Annotated in this window: 16 protein-coding genes and 1 pseudogene; 7 read left to right on the top strand and 10 right to left on the bottom strand. The window is 66.1% G+C overall.

Annotation, left to right across the window (positions count from 1 at the left end; genetic code table 11):
• Positions 1-28 precede the first annotated feature (28 nt).
• Genes P0D62_RS10225 through P0D62_RS10215 form a run of 3 tightly spaced genes read left to right on the top strand, consistent with a single transcriptional unit; the run spans position 29 to position 2,640 of the window.
• On the top strand, positions 29-1,183 hold the full coding sequence (locus tag P0D62_RS10225; protein WP_275702530.1) for a sensor histidine kinase: 1,155 nt from the start codon (positions 29-31) through the stop codon (positions 1,181-1,183).
• Positions 1,180-1,827 (top strand): response regulator transcription factor, encoded by a 648-nt coding sequence (locus tag P0D62_RS10220; RefSeq protein WP_275702529.1) that lies wholly within the window; start codon positions 1,180-1,182, stop codon positions 1,825-1,827. The genes P0D62_RS10225 and P0D62_RS10220 overlap by 4 nt, the downstream gene beginning before the upstream one ends.
• A 15-nt stretch (positions 1,828-1,842) precedes the next feature.
• The gene (locus P0D62_RS10215; RefSeq protein WP_275702528.1) at positions 1,843-2,640 is read left to right on the top strand and encodes a sensor histidine kinase; all 798 of its coding nucleotides are present in this window, start codon (positions 1,843-1,845) and stop codon (positions 2,638-2,640) included.
• Here the strand turns inward: P0D62_RS10215 and P0D62_RS10210 are convergent.
• From P0D62_RS10210 to P0D62_RS10175, 8 genes are all read right to left on the bottom strand, one after another.
• Positions 2,637-3,434 (bottom strand): energy-coupling factor transporter transmembrane component T family protein, encoded by a 798-nt coding sequence (locus tag P0D62_RS10210; RefSeq protein ID WP_275702527.1) that lies wholly within the window; start codon positions 3,432-3,434, stop codon positions 2,637-2,639. The two genes, P0D62_RS10215 and P0D62_RS10210, sit on opposite strands and share 4 nt — an antisense overlap.
• Entirely contained in the window at positions 3,431-5,170 is a 1,740-nt protein-coding gene (locus tag P0D62_RS10205; RefSeq protein ID WP_275702526.1) for an ABC transporter ATP-binding protein, read from the bottom strand. Before P0D62_RS10205 ends, P0D62_RS10210 begins: the two co-directional genes overlap by 4 nt.
• The gene (locus P0D62_RS10200; RefSeq protein WP_275702525.1) at positions 5,163-5,921 is read right to left on the bottom strand and encodes an AIR synthase related protein; all 759 of its coding nucleotides are present in this window, start codon (positions 5,919-5,921) and stop codon (positions 5,163-5,165) included. Before P0D62_RS10200 ends, P0D62_RS10205 begins: the two co-directional genes overlap by 8 nt.
• 41 nt (positions 5,922-5,962) lie before the next feature.
• Positions 5,963-6,508 (bottom strand): ECF transporter S component, encoded by a 546-nt coding sequence (locus tag P0D62_RS10195; RefSeq protein WP_275702524.1) that lies wholly within the window; start codon positions 6,506-6,508, stop codon positions 5,963-5,965.
• Positions 6,495-6,665 (bottom strand): hypothetical protein, encoded by a 171-nt coding sequence (locus P0D62_RS10190; protein ID WP_275702523.1) that lies wholly within the window; start codon positions 6,663-6,665, stop codon positions 6,495-6,497. Before P0D62_RS10190 ends, P0D62_RS10195 begins: the two co-directional genes overlap by 14 nt.
• Positions 6,666-6,744: 79 nt before the next feature.
• Positions 6,745-7,971 (bottom strand): hypothetical protein, encoded by a 1,227-nt coding sequence (locus P0D62_RS10185; RefSeq protein WP_275702522.1) that lies wholly within the window; start codon positions 7,969-7,971, stop codon positions 6,745-6,747.
• Positions 7,972-8,079: 108 nt separating this feature from the next.
• Positions 8,080-8,733, bottom strand: a complete 654-nt coding sequence (locus P0D62_RS10180) for a response regulator transcription factor (RefSeq protein ID WP_275702521.1) — start codon at positions 8,731-8,733, stop codon at positions 8,080-8,082.
• Complete coding sequence (locus tag P0D62_RS10175) at positions 8,714-9,997, bottom strand: sensor histidine kinase (protein ID WP_275702520.1); 1,284 nt, start codon at positions 9,995-9,997, stop codon at positions 8,714-8,716. Before P0D62_RS10175 ends, P0D62_RS10180 begins: the two co-directional genes overlap by 20 nt.
• 124 nt (positions 9,998-10,121) lie before the next feature.
• Between P0D62_RS10175 and P0D62_RS10170 the strand changes: the two genes are divergently transcribed.
• The 3 genes and pseudogenes from P0D62_RS10170 to P0D62_RS10160 all read left to right on the top strand — a co-directional run.
• Positions 10,122-10,886: an ABC transporter ATP-binding protein gene (locus P0D62_RS10170; protein ID WP_275702519.1), complete on the top strand. Its 765-nt coding sequence runs from the start codon at positions 10,122-10,124 to the stop codon at positions 10,884-10,886.
• A complete protein-coding gene (locus P0D62_RS10165) occupies positions 10,883-12,793 on the top strand; it encodes an ABC transporter permease (RefSeq protein ID WP_275702518.1) in 1,911 nt (636 codons plus the stop codon). Before P0D62_RS10170 ends, P0D62_RS10165 begins: the two co-directional genes overlap by 4 nt.
• A gap of 497 nt (positions 12,794-13,290) precedes the next feature.
• A pseudogene (locus P0D62_RS10160) lies at positions 13,291-13,623 on the top strand (transposase); the annotation flags it as partial.
• A 59-nt stretch (positions 13,624-13,682) separates the two neighbouring features.
• On the opposite strand, the gene P0D62_RS10155 reads toward P0D62_RS10160, so the two are convergent.
• The gene (locus tag P0D62_RS10155; RefSeq protein ID WP_275702517.1) at positions 13,683-14,594 is read right to left on the bottom strand and encodes a nucleotidyl transferase AbiEii/AbiGii toxin family protein; all 912 of its coding nucleotides are present in this window, start codon (positions 14,592-14,594) and stop codon (positions 13,683-13,685) included.
• Entirely contained in the window at positions 14,591-15,169 is a 579-nt protein-coding gene (locus P0D62_RS10150) for a type IV toxin-antitoxin system AbiEi family antitoxin domain-containing protein (protein WP_275702516.1), read from the bottom strand. The genes P0D62_RS10155 and P0D62_RS10150 overlap by 4 nt, the downstream gene beginning before the upstream one ends.
• Before the next feature lie 358 nt (positions 15,170-15,527).
• Between P0D62_RS10150 and P0D62_RS10145 the strand changes: the two genes are divergently transcribed.
• Positions 15,528-17,348, top strand: coding sequence for a hypothetical protein (locus tag P0D62_RS10145; protein ID WP_275702515.1), 1,821 nt, complete (start codon positions 15,528-15,530; stop codon positions 17,346-17,348).
• The last annotated feature ends 99 nt before the right edge of the window (positions 17,349-17,447 follow it).

Raw genomic sequence — 17,447 nt, 5'->3', positions numbered from 1 at the left:
CGAGCCCTCCCATCAGTAGCATCCAGCTATGCCCGCCGCCGCGACGTCCTCCCCGCACGCCCGGCTGCGCGATCGGCCCTGGGTGCTGCGCTGGTCCTCCCACATGGTCTATCTGGGCACCATCGTCGTCTTTCTCTACATCACCCAGTTCAACGTCTTCTCGGAGGACTGGAGAATCCACGCGATACTGGCGCCCGTCATCGTCGCCGCGGTCGTTCTGCGGACCCGGTTCCCCTACGCTCTTCCCCTCCTGGGGATCCTCGAGGTAGCTCTCCTCACAGCCTTCGTCGTCTTCTGGGCGGGCCTCATCAGCCTCACCGTCCGTCGTCGTGGACCGTGGGTCTGGATCATGGCCGGGCTCGGCAGCGCCCTCTCGATACCTCGCCACCTCGAGTACGGCTACGTCCAGGAGTTCTCGCCAGAGCTGCAGGTGATCTCCGCTGTGTTCTGGGTGCTCTTCAACGCGTGCACACCGATGATCATCGGCAGCTACATCCGTCGGCAGCGCACCCTCCAGACCGCTGCGGTGGAGAGGGCTGCCCGCGTCGCATTCGAGCGCGAGGTCGCCGCCAGGCATGCGGTATCCGAGGAACGCGAGCGCATCGCGCGCGACATGCACGACTCCCTTGGCCACATCCTGGCGCAGCTGAGCATGCAGGCTGGGGCGATGGAGGTGCGCGCTCGCCACTCCGACGACGCCGACGCGGCCGTGCGCATCCGTGAGACGGCCCGTTCCGGCCTTGCCGAACTCCGCCAGGCCGTCCAGGTGCTCGGCGAGGACTCCCGCCGCACCCCCACCCCGACGCTCGCGACCGTGCCGCAGCTCGTCGAGTCCAGCCGGGACGCCGGCGCTGACATCGACCTGATCGACGACCTCGAGGACGCCACGACGCTGCCTCCCCCGACCAGCCGATTGGCCTATCAGGTGGTGCAGGAGGCGCTGACCAACGCTCACCGCCATGCACCGGGCGTGCCTGTGAGCATTCATCTGCTCGGGTCGCCCGGCGTCGGGGTGACCATCGTCGCGGAGAATCCCCTCGCCCCGGGCGGCGAGGCGGGTTCACATACCGGACTTGCGACGCTCCGGCGACGCGCAGCGGTGATGGGTGGCACACTCGACGCAAGAACGTCGCACGGGATGTTCACGCTGACCGTCCGCTTGCCATGGGAGGTGTCGTCGTGATCAGGGTCGCCATCGTCGACGACGATGCCCTCATGCGCGCCGGCCTGCGCGCCATCCTGTCCTCCGCCGAGGACATCCAGGTGGTGGGAGAGGCCGACGACGGCACCGGAGTGCCGGAGCTCGTGCGCAGCACCCAGCCGGACCTGCTAGTGATGGACATCCGGATGCCCCGCATCGACGGCATCGAGGCGACCCGCCGCCTCATGGCGACCCCTGATCCACCGCGGGTTCTGGTACTCACCACATTCCGGCTCGATGAGCATGTCTTCGCCGCGATCGAGGCGGGGGCCAGCGGATTCCTGCTCAAAGACACTCCGCCCTCCGAGCTGGTGGAGGCCGTGCGGATCGTGGCCGGCGGCGACGCCATGCTGAGCCCCGCTCACACACGCGCCCTGATCGAGCGGTTCGCCGACACGGGCCGCGACCGGCGGCGCGACACCGCCCGCGCACTGCTGACGCAGCTCAGCACCCGCGAGCGCGAGGTGGCGGAGTTCGTTGCCGAGGGCCTTTCCAACGCAGAGATCGGCGACAAGCTGTTCTGCTCGGAGGCGACCGTGAAGACCCACCTCACGCACGTCTTCGCCAAGATCGGCGACAGCAACAGGGTGCGTCTCGCGCTCCTCGTCCGCGACGCCTCGGCCTGAGTCAGGCGTCAGGGCATGGGTACGAGCAGGAAGGAAGCACCCGCGGACCGTGGACCGCGGAGCGATCGGCGAGCCGACACCTGGGCATCCCATGTCCCCTACTTGGCCGCCATCGGCGTCGCCCTCTACTTCACATGGGAGGGCGGCTCCGCCCGCCCGACCTGGGCGTGGCCTTTCCAACTGGCGCTGTTGCCCCTCGTGATCGCCGCCATCGTGTGGCGCGACCGCTGGCCCTACGCTTTTCCCCTGCTGGGACTCATCGAGTTGGGCTCGTCCGTCGGCTTCGTCTACTACAGCCTCGGCATGATCAGCCTCAGCATCAGGCGTCGGGGCTGGCCGGTGTGGTCGCTCGTCGCCGGCGCCGGCGTTGTCATCATTGTTCTCTCGATGACCGTGCTCAGTGAGGACGGCGTTCCCCTCGCCACTGGGCTCGTCACGCTGCTGATCAACATCGTCTCCGTCTGCCTGCCCCCGGTGCTCATCGGCACCTATGTTCGCGTTCAGCGCGAGCGGCTCGCGCGGACCGTCGAGGAGACGACGCGCGCCGAACTCGAGCGTGAACACGCCGCCCAGCAGGCGGCTCAGGCTGAACGCGACCGGGTCGCACACGAGCTGCACGACTCGCTCGGACGAGCCCTCACCCTGGTCACCATGCAAGCTGGCGCTTTGGAGGTGAGCACGCGCGATCCCGAGCTGGCGGCGTCGGCGCGACAAGTGCGCGAGACGGCCCGATCCGGCCTCGCCGAGCTGCGCACCGTCGTCCGCGCCCTCGGGGAAGACAGCCCCGACGACGTCGCGACGGCCGGTATCTAAGAGGTTCCCATCCCGGTCACGCGGAGAACGATGGTCGTTGCGAGGACGACGACCAGGATCGCGACCACCACTGCGTCCCGCCAGCTTCCCCTGAGCTCCACCAACGATGTCGGACGCTTGGTCACGCCGTAGCCCCGCGAGAGCATGGCGGCGGCGAGATCCTCAGACATTCGGATGCTCGTCGAGAACAGCGGCACCATGATGCTGATGTGGGCGCGGATCGCGCCGATCATCCCGCGGTCATCGACCTTGACGCCCCGGGCGCGCTGGGCATCCAGGATCTGTGCCGACCTGGCCTGAAGTGTGGGCACGAAGCGCAGGGCGGTCATCACGATGAAGACCAGCGGGAACGGCAACCGCGCTTTCTGCATCAGGGCGACGAGATCCTCGATCGGGGTGCTGAGCACCAGCACGCTGGTGATCGCCACCATCGTGACGATCCGCAGGCCGAGGGTCGCGCCCCAGGCCAGCCCCGTGGTGGTGAGCGGCAGGGCACCGTCGAACCAGAGATGCAGGAGCACCTCGCCACCGCGACGCCCGGACGGGGGCCAAAGCGACGCGAACACGACGATCATCGCGATCACGAAGGACAGCGGCGCGAACATCGACACGATCTGCTTCGCGGGCACGTGCAGCAGGAGCACCAGGGCGAGGCTCCCGACGGCGAGCAGCACCTGGGCACCTGGCGTCGGGAGCAGGACGGTCATCGCCACCACCACCGCCACCCCCAGCAGCTTGGTACGCACATCCAGCCGGTGCAGGAACGTGTTGCCGGGGACGTACTCGAACCTCATCCGACCGCTCCCCAGGCCACCACGAAGTCCTCCGGCGTGCCCACCGGAGACAGCCCGAGCCGGACCGCGAGTTCGGTGACGTGGGGACGCGCCAGCCTGGCGCGGTGCAGCAGGTCGCCGTCGCCGAGGAGGGCGCGCATGTCTCGGTCCGCCACGATCCTGCCCTGATCGAACACCAGCGCGCGACGGGCATAGCGGGCAGCCAGCGCCATGTCGTGGGTGATCATGAGGATCGTGTGACCCTCGTCGCTCAGGCTCTGCACCAGCTCCATCGTCGCGAGCGAACCGGACCAGTCCTGCCCGGTGGTGGGCTCGTCGATGACGAGCATGCCGGGCTCTGTGGCGAGCACGCTCGCGACGGCCAGGCGCTGGCGCTGACCCTTTCCCAGCCGGTAGGGATGCGTGCGCAGCTGCCCATCCAGCCCCACACGATGGGCGACGGCCTGGACCCGCTCGGCGATCTCACGCTCACCGACGCCTCGGTTGCGTAGCCCGAAGGCCACCTCGTCGAACACCGACGCGGCGAAGATCTGGTGGTCGGGGTTCTGGAAGACGTAACCCACCTCGGCGGCGAGTTCGTGGACCGGCCGCCCTGCGGTGGCTCGGCCGTTGACCTCGACGATGCCGGTTGTGGGTCGCAGCAGGCCGTTCAGGTGGCGGGCGAAGGTGGTCTTGCCGGCGCCGTTGGCACCGAGCAGCGCCACGAACTCGCCTTCATGGATGTCGACGGAGACGCCGGCCAGCGCCACCACTCCCGAGGGATAACGATGGCTGAGAGCCACAGTGCGGAGCACGGGCGGGTTCTTGGGAGCGACCGGCGGCTCGTCGCGCGGGGCAACGACGACCTCTCCGGCCCGACGATGGGGGCGCAACAAGGCGACGGCCTCCTCCATCGTGACGGGGAGGGGGATAGCGGCGATCGCCTCGGCCTCGCGCAGCGCTACCACGGCCGACACGACCCCTGGCTGCCGTACGCCGGAGCGCCGGACCAGATCGGTATCCACGAAGAAGGCGGCGGGGGCACCGTCGTAGATCAGCCGGCCGTCACCGAGCACGAGTAGGCGGCTCGCCCACTCCATCACGAGTTCCGGCTCGTGGGTGACCAGGATCACGGTCGGCCCGTCCGGCTCATCCGACAGCGCGTGCAGCACGGAGAGAACCTGTGCGGCACCGGCGGGATCCAGCTCGCTCGTCGGCTCGTCCAACACCAGGATCCGCGGCTTCATCGCCAGGATCCCGGCGATAGCGAGGCGCTGAAGCTGGCCACCCGAGAGCTGCGACGTGGCCCGGCGCTCGAGGCCTCCCATTCCCACCTGTTCGAGGGCCGCACGCGCGCGGATCAGCACCTCGTGCTTCGGAAGTCCGAGGTTCGCCGGGCCCACCGCCGCGTCCTCTCCCACCGTGCGCCCGGTGACCTGCGCCTCCGCGTCCTGCATCACCAGGCCGACGTCGCGCACGAGCTGGGTGATCGTCGTCGCCGCCACGTCGTGGCCATCGATGCACAGATGGCCGGAGACCTCCCCCTCGTGATGATGCGGGACGAGGCCGTTGAGCGACATCGCCAGCGTGGTCTTGCCCGCGCCCGTCGCCCCCATGATGGCGACGCGTTCGCCCTGCCGGATGGCGAACGTCAGGTTGCGCAGCTGGGGCTCGTCGGCCGCGTCGTAGCGGAAGCCGTAGTCGCGGGCCTCGATGCACACGGGCATCTCGGGGGTAGGAGCTGCGTGATCAGCCATCGGTGGCATCAGAGGCGAGCCGGCCGACCACGGTGATCGGCAGCTCCTCCGAGAAGAACGCCCGGATCCTCGAGAGTTCGTCCTCGTCGCAGGAGATGAGCACGCACGACGCGGGCCCGCCGCTACGGTCGATGGGGACGGGGTTGTCGTCGGCCCATCGGAGCGCCAGCCCCGCCGCTTGCGCCAGCTGCGTGCCTTCCCATCGGATGCCCTTCGATCCCACCGGCCACGCGTCGTGGATCAGACCCGATCGGAGCGCTCGCGCGAGGTGGCCCAGGTCGACCAGATCAGGGCGTCCCAGGTAGATGTCGTCCTCCGGCGCCGATCGCGGCCACCCCAGGCAGACCACCACATCCTGCGACCGCGAGCCCCCGGCGGGCGCGTCCTGGGACAGGCGTCCGATCACGGTGACGCCGATGCCGGTGGCGCGCGTCTCGACGTTGTCCTCGGTGGAGCCGGTCACCCGCCCCGGCGGAACTCCGACGCTCTCCGCGAGCCCCCGCACCGCATCGATCATCTCCCGGCCCGTCGGCTCAGCCTCGACGCACAGGTTGTTGACCACCATCAGCGGCGTCGCGCCCGCGCACAGCACCTCCATCAACGGCACCCTGGCGGCGAAGTGGCCCACCGAGCGCGCATCGATGGCGACGGTGTCGGCGGGCTTGGGTCCGATGCCGCCCACCGAATCGCAGGCGATGACCAACCTGGCGCCGGCCTCCTCGAGGACGAGCAGGTCGCCGATCCTCGTCACCGACGCAGAGTTCCCGCAATTGGCATCCATAGGAGGCAACCTCACACCGCCTGCTGCTGGCGCTTCTCTGCGCGCTTCGAGCGCCGGGCCAGCCCGGCCGCCACCAATGCGCGCTCCGCAACTACCGCCACCAGGATGTTGACGGCGCTTCCGACGGTGAGGGGCAGGACGAGCGCGGCGAACATGCCGGGGCCGCCGATGAAGATCATGATCGCCGCACCGAACACGCCGTTGAGCAGCACGCCGACGACCACGGCCACCCACGCGTTGACGTTGCGGTAGAGGTAGCCGAACACCCAGACGAAGACGCCCATCTCCGCAGCGACGAGCAGATGCACCGGCAGCCCGAGCGGAAAGCCGGCCGTCAAGCTGGTGATCAGGTGACCGATGATCCCGACGATCGAGCCTTGCAGCGGACTGAAGGCGGCGCCGGCGAGGAAAGCGGGAGCGGAGTCAAGCGCGACGGTTCCTGTCGGACTGGGCAGCTTGACGAAGGCTCCGACGACGGACAGCGCCACCAGGATCGCCAGCCGGGCGACCACGCGGGGAGTGAAGAACGGCTTCTTCACCGAGTCATTCGTGGGCATGCAGAACCTCCGTGGTCAGGCTGAGGTCGACGTCCAGGAGCCCGGCACCGCAGCTCGCGCTGAGCCAGGCGATCGCCCGGCTCAGCGGTGCGCCGTCGAGGGAGCGGACGCAACGCACGTCGACGCAAAAGGCAACGGCGACGTCAGGTTCTCCCACATCGGCCCCCCTTGGTTGGCTTCGGTACGAGAACCTACACCAACGGCAACCAGTGGTTTGCGGCGGGGGCGGATAGAACCTATACCACCCGTTTGGTCGCCTTCGAGGCCTTGGTCACCGACGTGTAGCCCGACTTCTTGCCGGTCACCTTGACGGTGATCCGCTTGCCTTTGTCGGCCTTGGCCACCGTGTAGCTGGACTTGGTGGCACCCTTGATCTTCGTGCCGTCCCGATACCACTGATAGGCGTACGACGACGGCTTGGGCTTCCACGTGCCGACCTTGATGGTCAGCTTCTTGCCGATCTTCACCGTCCCGCAGATGACAGGGGTGGAGGCCTTGGTGAACGAGCCCGAGGCGACCTTCTTCGTCGCCGTCGAGGTCTTCGACGCCGACGCGTACCCGGCCTTCTTGGCCGTCACCCGCACCGAGATGGCCTTGCCGCGATCGCCGGACGCGAGGGTGTAGCTGGACTTGGTGGCGCCCTTGATCTTCGTGTCGCCTCGGTACCACTGGTAGGCGAACGACGACGGCTTCGGCTTCCATTCTCCGGTCTTCACGGTCAGCTTCTTGCCGACCTTCGCTGTCCCGGAGACGGTGGGCTTGGGCTTCGTCGTGAAGCTGCCCTTGGCGATCGGCGCGGTGGCCAGCGAGGTCATCGTGGCTCGGTCGTTTCCGGGCTTGGTCCCCGTGACCCGCACGTAGATCTTGGCGCCGACGTCGGCCGCCGTGACCTTATAGGCGGGCTTGGTCTCATCCAGGATCTCGTCGCCGTCGCGCAGCCATTGGTAGGTAAACAGGAGGCCACTCGGCTCCCACGCACCCGGCACGGCGGTCAGCGTCGCTCCGACCTGGGGCGTGCCGTTGATGGTCGGCACGGCGGGAACCACCTTGACCAGCGGCCGATGCGTCAGTTCGATGTAGAGCGTCTTATGGCCTCCCGAGTAGTCGATCTCGGCGGGTTCAGTCATCGGGAAGAAGTCGGGGTGCGTGACCGTCGCGCTGTAGACCCCCGCCGGAAGGTCGCGGAAGTGGGCGACCCCCTCGTCGTCGGTCGCCTCCGTCCAAGTGCCCGCCGAGCCGGTCACCGTGACGGCCGCCTCGCTGGCCCAGTTGGGCAACCCGGTGTAGGGATCTTTGAACTGGACGTCAACCCGCAACAACGTGATCTCGGCGGAGGCAGTGCCCGCCGAGCCGTACACCAGAGTCAACGACATCAGCAGCGCCAGGAACAGCGATCCTGCGCGCCGGAAACGTGAGGCAACAGCGCCATCCGGCTGCCCCGACCGGACTGTATGGGTATACATCTCCGAATTCTCGCTCCCCGCCACCCGGAGAACAAGGAAATAGGGAAAACCGCTACCGGCTGCGTCCCGACTTCGGCGTAATCCGTGTATCAGCACTCAGGAGTCGTGCTAGTTCTGGAGGTAGGCGACGACAGCCTTGACTCGGCGATTCTCGTCCACGGGGAGGAGTCCGAGTTTGAGGAAGATATTGCCGACGTGTTTGCTGACGGTGCCGTCCGAAAGCACGAGCCTTGCGGCAATCTCGCTGTTGGAGAGCCCATCAGCCATAAGTGCGAGTACCTCTCGCTCACGGTTGGTGAGCTCATCCATCGGGCCGGGTCGCGAGTTGTTCAAGAGATGCTGCACCACGTCTGGGTCGATGATCGTGCTGCCGTCGGCAACTTTCTGCAGTGCGGTGGCGAAGTCCCGGATGCGGTTCACCCGGTCTTTGAGAAGGTAGCCAATCCCTCCTTCTGGGAGGGTGAGGAGTTCGCGAGCGTAGGTGTCGGCGATGTATTGGGAGAGCACGAGCACGGGTTGAGTGGGCCGCAGCCGCCGGATCTGAAGTGCGGCCCGGAGCCCATCGTCGGTGTTGTCGGGCGGCATGCGAACATCGGTGATCACGAGATCCGGGGCGTCTTCCGTCGAGCAGAGTCGGTCGAACTCATCGACTAACGCAGGTGCGGTTCCTGCGGTGGCGACGACGGTGTGCCCGAGACGCTCCAGGAGCGCGACGAGTGCTTCGCGCAGCAGGGCCGAATCTTCAGCGAGTAGGAGTCGCATGGCGATGTTCTTTCTCTGTCATGATCGGCGTGGCCATGCGCAAGGTCGTGGGCCCTCCCGCAGGGCTGTCGATCGATAGCTCGCCCCCGAGTGTCTCAATGCGTTCGCGGAGCCCACGGAGCCCGGTGCCGGCGCTCGCGTCAGCGCCACCGCAGCCGTCATCGGTGACGGTCAACGAGAACCGGCCATTCTCGACGTCCGCGCGAACTCTGATCTCGGTGGCATCAGCGTGTTTGGTCGCATTCGTGACGGCCTCGGTGACGAGATAGTAGGCAGCAGTTTCGACGGTGACCGGAACTCTGTCGAAGGCGGCGAGTTCGAGACGAAGCGGTACGGCCGTGCGATGAGCAAGCTCGTTCAGCGCAGGCCGCAGCCCGTGGTCGGTGAGAACGGCGGGGTGGATGCCGCGCACCGTGCTGCGCAGCGTCTCGAGCGTGTGTTCAGCTTGGCGCTGGGCCGCTTCGAGCGCACTATCCGCTTGCACCGTGTCTGCTCCCCCGCGCGCAAGATCCTCGAGTTCGAGACTGACCATGCCGAGCCGAGCGGCGAGAGTGACGAGTTCTTGCTGCACACCGTCGTGCAGGTCGCGTTCGATGCGCCGCCGTTCGGCTTCGAAGGCTTCCACGAGCGTGGCGCGAGATTGGAGCAACCGTTCGGTGTTGCGGGCAAGTTCCCTCTGGCGCGGCCCGGCCAGCACCCGCAAAAGTGACGCCTGGCCGGCCGCCAGGAGTGCATTTGCGTACGCGAAGACAACGATCATGACGAGGCCGATCGGAATGACCACCCACCAGTTCGTTGGTCCCAACGAGACGGGGATGGACTCGATCGGACGCGTTGCGGTCTCAGCGCCAAAGGCATCGATCGTGATCGAGACGGTCACGGTGACAGCGAGAGCTTGCAGCGCAAGGACCCCGAGCGCGACCCAGCCGAGCAGCAGGTCGACGAAGAGCGCAGCGGTTTCTCGCCAGGTGGCGGTTTCGGAGAGGCGGACGCTGAGCCAGCTGTGCCGCTGCTCGGGATTCACACGAACGTGCCCCGACGCCTGGGGCGGGAAGCCCAGCATGCGGGCCCGTCGACGCTCGAAGGAGCCCAGAGCGAGCCCCCACAACGGTACGACCAGCAGCGTCCCGACCACGAGCACGAGCAGCGCCGCCCCGAGCAAGGCGCTGATGAGTAGATACAACAGCGTCAGCCACGGCCACCTACCGAAGAGGAATCGCCACGGTGGGCGCATGAGCGCCTGCCACACGGTTGCCGATTCCATGCGCCAAGCATATGGAGCTTGCAGGGCGCGACGTCAGGTCGGGCGTGAAGAGTAGAGCTGGCTCTACCACAGGAGTCAACCCCGCCCTGTCGGATACGAGCGCAGGACAGCGTCAAATGAGAGCATGACCACAACACATATTCCTCAACCTGCCCTCGCGACCCGTGATCTGGGCCACGAGTATCGGACGCCGAACGGCCCGGTTCGGGTGCTTCAAGGCATCGACGCGATGTTTCCATCCGCCACTTGGACGGCCATCATGGGGCCTTCGGGCTCGGGTAAGTCCACGCTGCTGCATTGCTGTGCGGGGTTGCTGCGCGCGACTGAAGGGTCGGTGACTCTCGACGGCGTCGAGGTCACGACGGCGTCGCCGGGAGAGCTGACGCGCATGCGTCAGTCGCGCGTCGGGTTCGTGTTCCAGGCGTTCAACCTCGTGCCCGCGCTCACGGCTGAGCAGAATGTCGCACTGCCCGCGTTGTTCGCCGGCACGCGGCTCGATCGCGCCGCTGTCGCTGATGCGCTCGCTCGAGTCGGTCTTGCTGAGCGTGCGCAGCACCGGCCCGATCAGCTCTCCGGCGGTGAACAGCAGCGAGTGGCGATCGCCCGCGCCTTGTTGATGGCCCCCGTTGTCGTGTTCGCCGACGAGCCCACAGGTGCTCTCGATACCCGAGCCAGCGCCCGAGTGCTCGACGAGTTCGCGGGGTTGGTCGCGGCCGGAACTGCGGTCGTCATGGTGACTCATGACCCAGCCGTCGCGGCTCGCGCCGACAGGGTGCTCTTCCTCGCTGACGGCAGGGTGGCTGCCGAGTCGTCTGGCGCGACAAGGACTGAGATCGACGCGATGCTCGCTGATCTGGAGTTCGCTGCGGGAAGGAGCGCCCGATCATGAAACTCTCGTTCGCGCTGCTGCGCGCACATCGCGTCGCCTATGTGGGCGCGTTCGCGTCGATCGTGCTGGCCGCGTTCCTCGTGACGAGCTGCTTATTGGTCTTCGCCGCAGCGGACGCCGCAGACGGGATCAGCCTGGCGGGTTTGAACAGCAACGCGCGGGCTGTCCTTTTGAACGAGCTGTTCGGCACTCGATACGTGGTGGGGATCGCAGCGGCAGTGACCGCGTTCGTCGTCGTATCGCTGACCGCCTCCTCTGTCGCGTTCGTCGTCGGTGGACGGCACCGCGAGCTTGCGTTGCTCCGGCTCGCGGGGGCTGCACCCCGTCAGCTTTCGCGCCTCGTCATCGGGGAGGTCGCGCTCCTGGCTGCGATCGGTGCCGGGATCGGCGCTGCCGCGTCGGTTGTTGCCGCATCGCCCGCGCGCGCTCTGCTCGTGGCAGCCGGGCTCGCTCCGGGAGAACTCCAGATCACTCTGCGCCCCACCATGCTGGTTGCCGGTTTCGTCATGACGTTCACCGCCGGTGTCGTCGGCGCCCTGGTCTCCGTGCGTCGAATCGGGCGAGTGCAACCCATTGAAGCCCTCGTCGGCCACACGCAACGGGCCGCGACGATGAGCGTCAGCCGGTGGCTTCTCGGCTCGGTATGCGTCCTTGTCGCAGGTCTGCTGCTTGTGCTGCCGACCGACCTCGGCGATTTCCAGGCCATGACGATCCTGCTCGCAGGTGCCCTGTTCTGCGCGGCAACCGCATTCGCTCCGGTGGTCGTCCCGCTCGCCGGACGGCTACTCGGCCGTCCTTGGACGTTGGTTTCACCGGCCTCCGGACTGCTCGCGACGCGCAACACCAGCTTCCATGCCGGCCGCGCGGCCGCCCTCGCGATCCCTGTCGTGCTGCTGCTCGGCCTCACCGGAACCCTCTTCATGATGGCTTTCACCGGCGGTTACATCGGCCGCATCGCCCAGACCGACGCGACCCGCGCGGACCTCATCATTCAGCCTGCCAAACGGTCGAGTACGAGCATTTCAATCGGCAACACGACCGTCGAACAGTTGCCTGGAGTGACAACAACCGTGCCGTTCCACTCTATCTTCGACTGGGGATGGACCGGGGCACACGATCCGCTCGACTACCCGACCATCGCGGTCACCGACCCCAGCAGTCTCGCCAAGGTACTGAAGACCGACGTGATCGAAGGAGACCTCAGCGCCGTCTCAGGAACCAACGTGGCGACAACCACGTTCGATCCGCATCCGCTCGGTGCCACGCTGCGCCTCGAAGCACCCGACGGTGCCGAAGTCGAGGTGACCGTCGTCGCGGTCATCCGCGACACCCTGCTGCTGGTCGACGACGTGATAGCCGACGAAGCGAGCTTCCCCCTACACGGATCGACCCCCTACCAACGCTGGTACATCGCCGCGAACGACACCGAAAAGGCGCGAACCGCAGCGGCGAACCTCTCGCAGCTCGACCCCATGACAGTGGACGAGTGGGTCGACCGCTCCGCCGCAGCCCAGTGGCAGGCGCAGTCGCGCGGCCTCACGGCGATGGCTGGAAGCGGATGCCTGCTCGCGGTCATGTCACTCGTCCAGACCGTCCTCACCTCGCTGCGCGAACGCCGCAGTGAGTTCGCGCTGCTGTCCCGTTCCGGCAGTAGCCCTCGGGTGCTGCTCGCGATGGCACTCGGTGAGACCACGTCGGTGTTGCTCGCCGCGTTTGCGCTCGCTGCCGGGCTGCTTGGAATCGTCTCCTGGCGCTTCCGGGTGTTCCTCGACGCCGAGGGCTTCGCTATCGCCCCGGTCATCCCATGGAGCGTGATCGGAATCCTGCTGGCAGTCATCACCACCATCACCACGGCGGCAACCATCACCGGGTGGCACCATCGCCGCGGTTCGGAGTCGGCTGGGTGAAGCCAGCCAACCGATCACGAAGCGAGTGCTCAGCACTTTATGAAGCTGTCGTGCAAACCTGCTGCTCGACCCGAACAGCGTGCCGAGGGATTCCCGGCACATGACTATCGGGGCTGATTCCGTCGGGTGCCAACGCTCATCGGGGCTGATTCCGTCAGCGCCAGAGCCCATCTGGAGTTATCGGGGTTCTGGATAACAGCATGCTGTTATCCAGAACCCCGCTGATCTCAGATCCATCCGGGAGCACACATGCAGCCACACGCTGACAGCAAAAGGCCGCCGTGTGAACGGCGGCCATCCGGTGGACCTCCGTAGAGAGTTTGAGAACCCCTGCCCACACCTGAGAACCCCATCTTTGCGCAGGTCGCGCGGGTTCTACAAGCAAGACCGGGAGGACCGCCGCTCGTCTCGCCCCTCCGTGGTGGACTCCAGGGGCCGGATGGTGCGCTCACTTGGGATGGACCAAACCCTTCTAGCTCACACGGGATTGCCCAGAGGCGGAGAAAGTCGTTCTCGTCATGGACAACCTCAACACCCACACCCTCGGGTCGCTCTACGAAGCTTTCGAACCGGCGAAGGCACGCGCACTGGCCGAACGGCTGGAAATCCACTACACCCCCAAACACGGGTCCTGGTTGAACATCGCCGAGATCGAGCTCTCGGCGTTGACGCGGCAGTGCCTGAACCGCCGCCTGCCCGATCTGGACCTGCTGAACCAGGAACTGGCCGCGTGGGAGACAGCCACGAACACGAACCAGCGGCAGGTCGACTGGCAGTTCACCACCAACGATGCACGGATCAAGCTCCGCCGCCTATACCCCGAGCAGTAGACGCGACGGTCTACTAGCCGCCGGCTATGGACCAGCAACCCCGCTGATCGGGGCCGCTGTCATCTCGAGATTGCGTCTTCCCAGGACCGGCGTGTCGGATTCCATCGCAGATCGGTAGTTTCGTTCGCGAGGACGGGTTCCGCGAAGGCCAAACACGTCCCAAGTAGTTCAGCAAAGCTCACCGGCGTCGACTGTTCGAGCCGTTGCTTCCTGCGCCAGACCTCCCATTTGCGTTGCGCAAGCGCCGGCATCCCGACGAGCAACGGCCCGAGAGGTTCAACGCTGACCTGACGGTAGCGAGCAACAACATCAATCGCTTCCCGGAGATCCGCCCCATCAACGCTTCGAGATCGGGTGATCGCAGCAATATCAGTGAAATCGCGCCAGCGTGTGTTCTGCTCGCCTCGCTCGAGCGCCGTGACGATCTTCTCCGCGAGCACCATGTGGTCCGGATAGCCAAGGAGCCGAAGGGTGCCACCCAAGAGGAGCGGCAGCACGGCTTCCGTCGCCGCAGGCCAAATAGGGTCACCAAAGTTCACATCGAGATGCAGCGCAATCTGCGCCGTCACCAACCGCGCAGTCATCTTGACACGGACGCCGTTGTAGTCGGCTTCGTCGCGAATGAGCTCGCCACTGACGGAATACGCATCGAACTCGAGCCCATCATCACGAGCAATAGCGAGAATGCGGCGGACGCGCTGTTCCACCCCAGGGATATCGTTCGCGAAACCGCGCGCGGCGAAGTCGATGTCTCGGGTAGGTCGACGTTCAGCAAACGCAGCCATGAGCACACCACCCTTGAGCACGAATGCCCCCGCGGATTCCGATGCTGCAAGCCGCGCGAGGAAGCCCTCGAGTGCGTACAGCGTGATGTACTCGGCAGGGTCACGCTTCTGTTTCCTGGCAAGGTTGCGCAGATCGTTGTAAGCGCGCCCTGCTGGCGTATCTCTGGACGGTGCCGGAGGGGTCACAGAAGTACCTCCAGCGCCTGACGGATCCGAGGGAGCGCCTTGGGGAACGACCCTGCGACCTTCAACAGCACCGCTGGGGCGTTCCCTCTCTGGCGAAGCCATCGTCTCAGCGCCTCGTACGCGACATCACTGCCTTCCTGATGCATCAGCCGAAAGCAGTCGATGATGGTCCGCTCTGCAGAGTAGATCGCGACCCTGACTGCTTCTCCGGCTTCGACATGCTCGCGCCCGATCTGGAAGGTTCGGGGATCGAAGCTATGCCAGCTGACGTTCATGAGCCCAGCTGGATGGTGCGCACCACGCGGCAACGCGATATCAGACGCGAAAGGGATCGCGTCGCTCAGATCATGGTGCACAAGAGCGCTCGTGAGACACATCGTCGCATTGAAGTCAAGCCTCGTCGCAGCCGCAAGGGCGATGAAGGCAGGCGGAACTGAGTCAGGACGCACGTAGACACCGCGCCCGACGCGCTCGATCTCGTCGCGGTCGAGCAGCGAGTAGACCCGATCCTTACTCAGGCCCGCTTCCCGGGCATCGCCGAGAGTGAAGACCGGCGCCAGCTCGCGTCCTGACACGACAGGCTCCTAACTCTCTACACATCAAGCATATCTGTAGGTACTTAAGAGGACAAGGATGCAACGAACGTCACTTGTCGGGGCGCGAACTCTGTGCCCAGATCCGCACCAAACTCGACGCCCCCCTGCACCAGTATCGTCCGACCCGGAAACGACTGAGACCGCACTCTCGGACGACCCCACGAACATCGGCTCGCTGTGTCTAGAGCAACTTGCTCATGGCGATAGAAGGTGCTCCATGCGACGCCGGGTCATTTGCGTCAGCAGCGTCGCCGTCGTCTCCGCCGCCGGGAACCGGCGTTATACAGTGCCCGGGTACTGAATAATGTCTGCCATGGCGATGAAGGCAGTGCTCGCGGTGACGAAGGTCGTCGTCGGTCAGGCGTTGCGATGGAACGGCAACCCCCTTGCCGCCGGGGCCTTTGAGGCTGGCGTTGGGCTCGTCGAAAAGTTCCTTCCTGGGAAGAGCGTCACTGACGCAGACGACAGGATCCTGGCTGGGTTCTCCTCCCACGAACTTGGCTACGACCCGAAGGAGCTGCGGCAGCGTGCCGACTTCCAAGACGCTGATCGGGCGGCAGCAAAAGCCCTTGACCGGAAGCCCATTGATCCGCTCGCGCTGGCGGCGGACTTGGAGGCCACCAAACGGCAGCTGTCCCCCGGTGTGGCGGAAGTGCGAGCGACACTGCAGTCGCCTGACGCACAGAAGTTCTTCGACCTGTTCATCGACGCGGGCCTGCATGTGCTGCGGGACACCGCTATCGCGAGCAAGGACTTCTTAGCCCGAGCAACCACCCGCTCCCTTGCGAACCAGGCGAAGCTCGCGAAGGATGCCGCCGACCTACGGAGCGGTATCGAGGATCTCCCGAACCGAATCGGATTGGTGAATGCGCAACCGCACGTCGATAGATACCTGGCGACGGTCAAGGCACTGGCGATCAGCGACCCCGATCGCGAAGCCGATCGACAGCGAGCGAGGGAGTTCGCCGTGCAGAGTGAGCGTCGGTGGCTGTGGTGGAGGGCTGCCCCGTGGGCTGGCAAGACGACCCTGATGGCCGACCTCGCATGCAGTCCCCCCGAGGGAGCCGAGGTGGCGGTCTTCCTGACGATCGGTCGCGATGAGGACTTGAACAACCGTGCGGGTTTCTACACCCGCATGTTGCCGCAGCTCGCGATTCTCGCCGGCGAACGGACGGTGGACTTGTCCGCGACTGACCTCGCATTGAGGTCCGACCAGTTCACCCGCCTGCTCACCGAGGCCGGAGACAACTGCCTCCGGAAAGGCAAGCGCCTCCTGCTGCTGATCGACGGACTGGATGAGGACCGGCTGAACAACGGATCCATCGCGGCGGCGATGCCGGCAACGCTCCCCGATGGGGTCAACGTGCTCGTGACCTCCCGAAGCAATCCGCGTCTGCATGTGCCGTACGATCACCCGCTCGCGGCTGACCGTTGGGCTGAGCCACTTGCGGCGGCACCGGCGGCGGTCGCCCGTCGTCAGCAAGCAGAGGATGAACTTGGAAGACTGTGGCGATACGCGGGCGGCCTTGGTCGTAGCGTGCTGTGCTTCGCTGCGGCTGCCGGTGCGCCCCTGACCGCAGTCGATCTCGCGGAGTTGTGTTCCCAGAGCAGCATCCCCGCAGACCACTTCGTCGTTCAGGGTCTCCTCGACGACCATGCGGCCAGAGTCCTCCACGGGGTGCCGTTGCGGCGGGGTGAGATCGGCTACCAAGTGGGGCACGCTGTGCTGGACGAGTGGATCATCCGGGCCCTTCGCCCGCGGCTGCCCGCCAATCTTGGTCCCGAGGATCGGGTGGCGTGGGACAAGGCACGCAGCGAGGCACTCACTCCCTGGAGAGAACACATCCACGAGTGGATCGCCGGTTTTGCAGCCGCCGGATGGCCAGACGAGACCCCACAATACGCAGGCGAGCCCTACTTCAGCCTGCTCGAAACAACCGGCGACCGTGATCGTATGGTCGCGATGGCAATCGACCGCGACCGGCACGAGTTCCTCTACCGAGCCACCTCGGGCAATCTTGCCACCTACAAAGAGATCGACAGGACGGTCGATATACTGGCAGGCAGCGACGCGCCGTCCTCCCTTGCAGAAATGCTGGAGTTGGCCGTACTAAGAGATTCGATCAGTACCCAGGGTGCCGTCAAAGTCGTGTTTTAGGTTGTCAGGAGTAGTTTGAGGGCCCGGTCGGGATCTCTGGCGGTGTATCTGAGGGCTTTGGCGATGTTGGTGGCGCCAGTGAGTCGGTGGAGGCTGATC

Origin of the sequence: Tessaracoccus caeni (assembly GCF_029211185.1) — a bacterium.
Classification (GTDB): domain Bacteria; phylum Actinomycetota; class Actinomycetes; order Propionibacteriales; family Propionibacteriaceae; genus Arachnia; species Arachnia caeni.
Note: the sequence above shows the minus strand (reverse complement) of the source record. Positions and strands in the feature narration are given on the sequence as shown.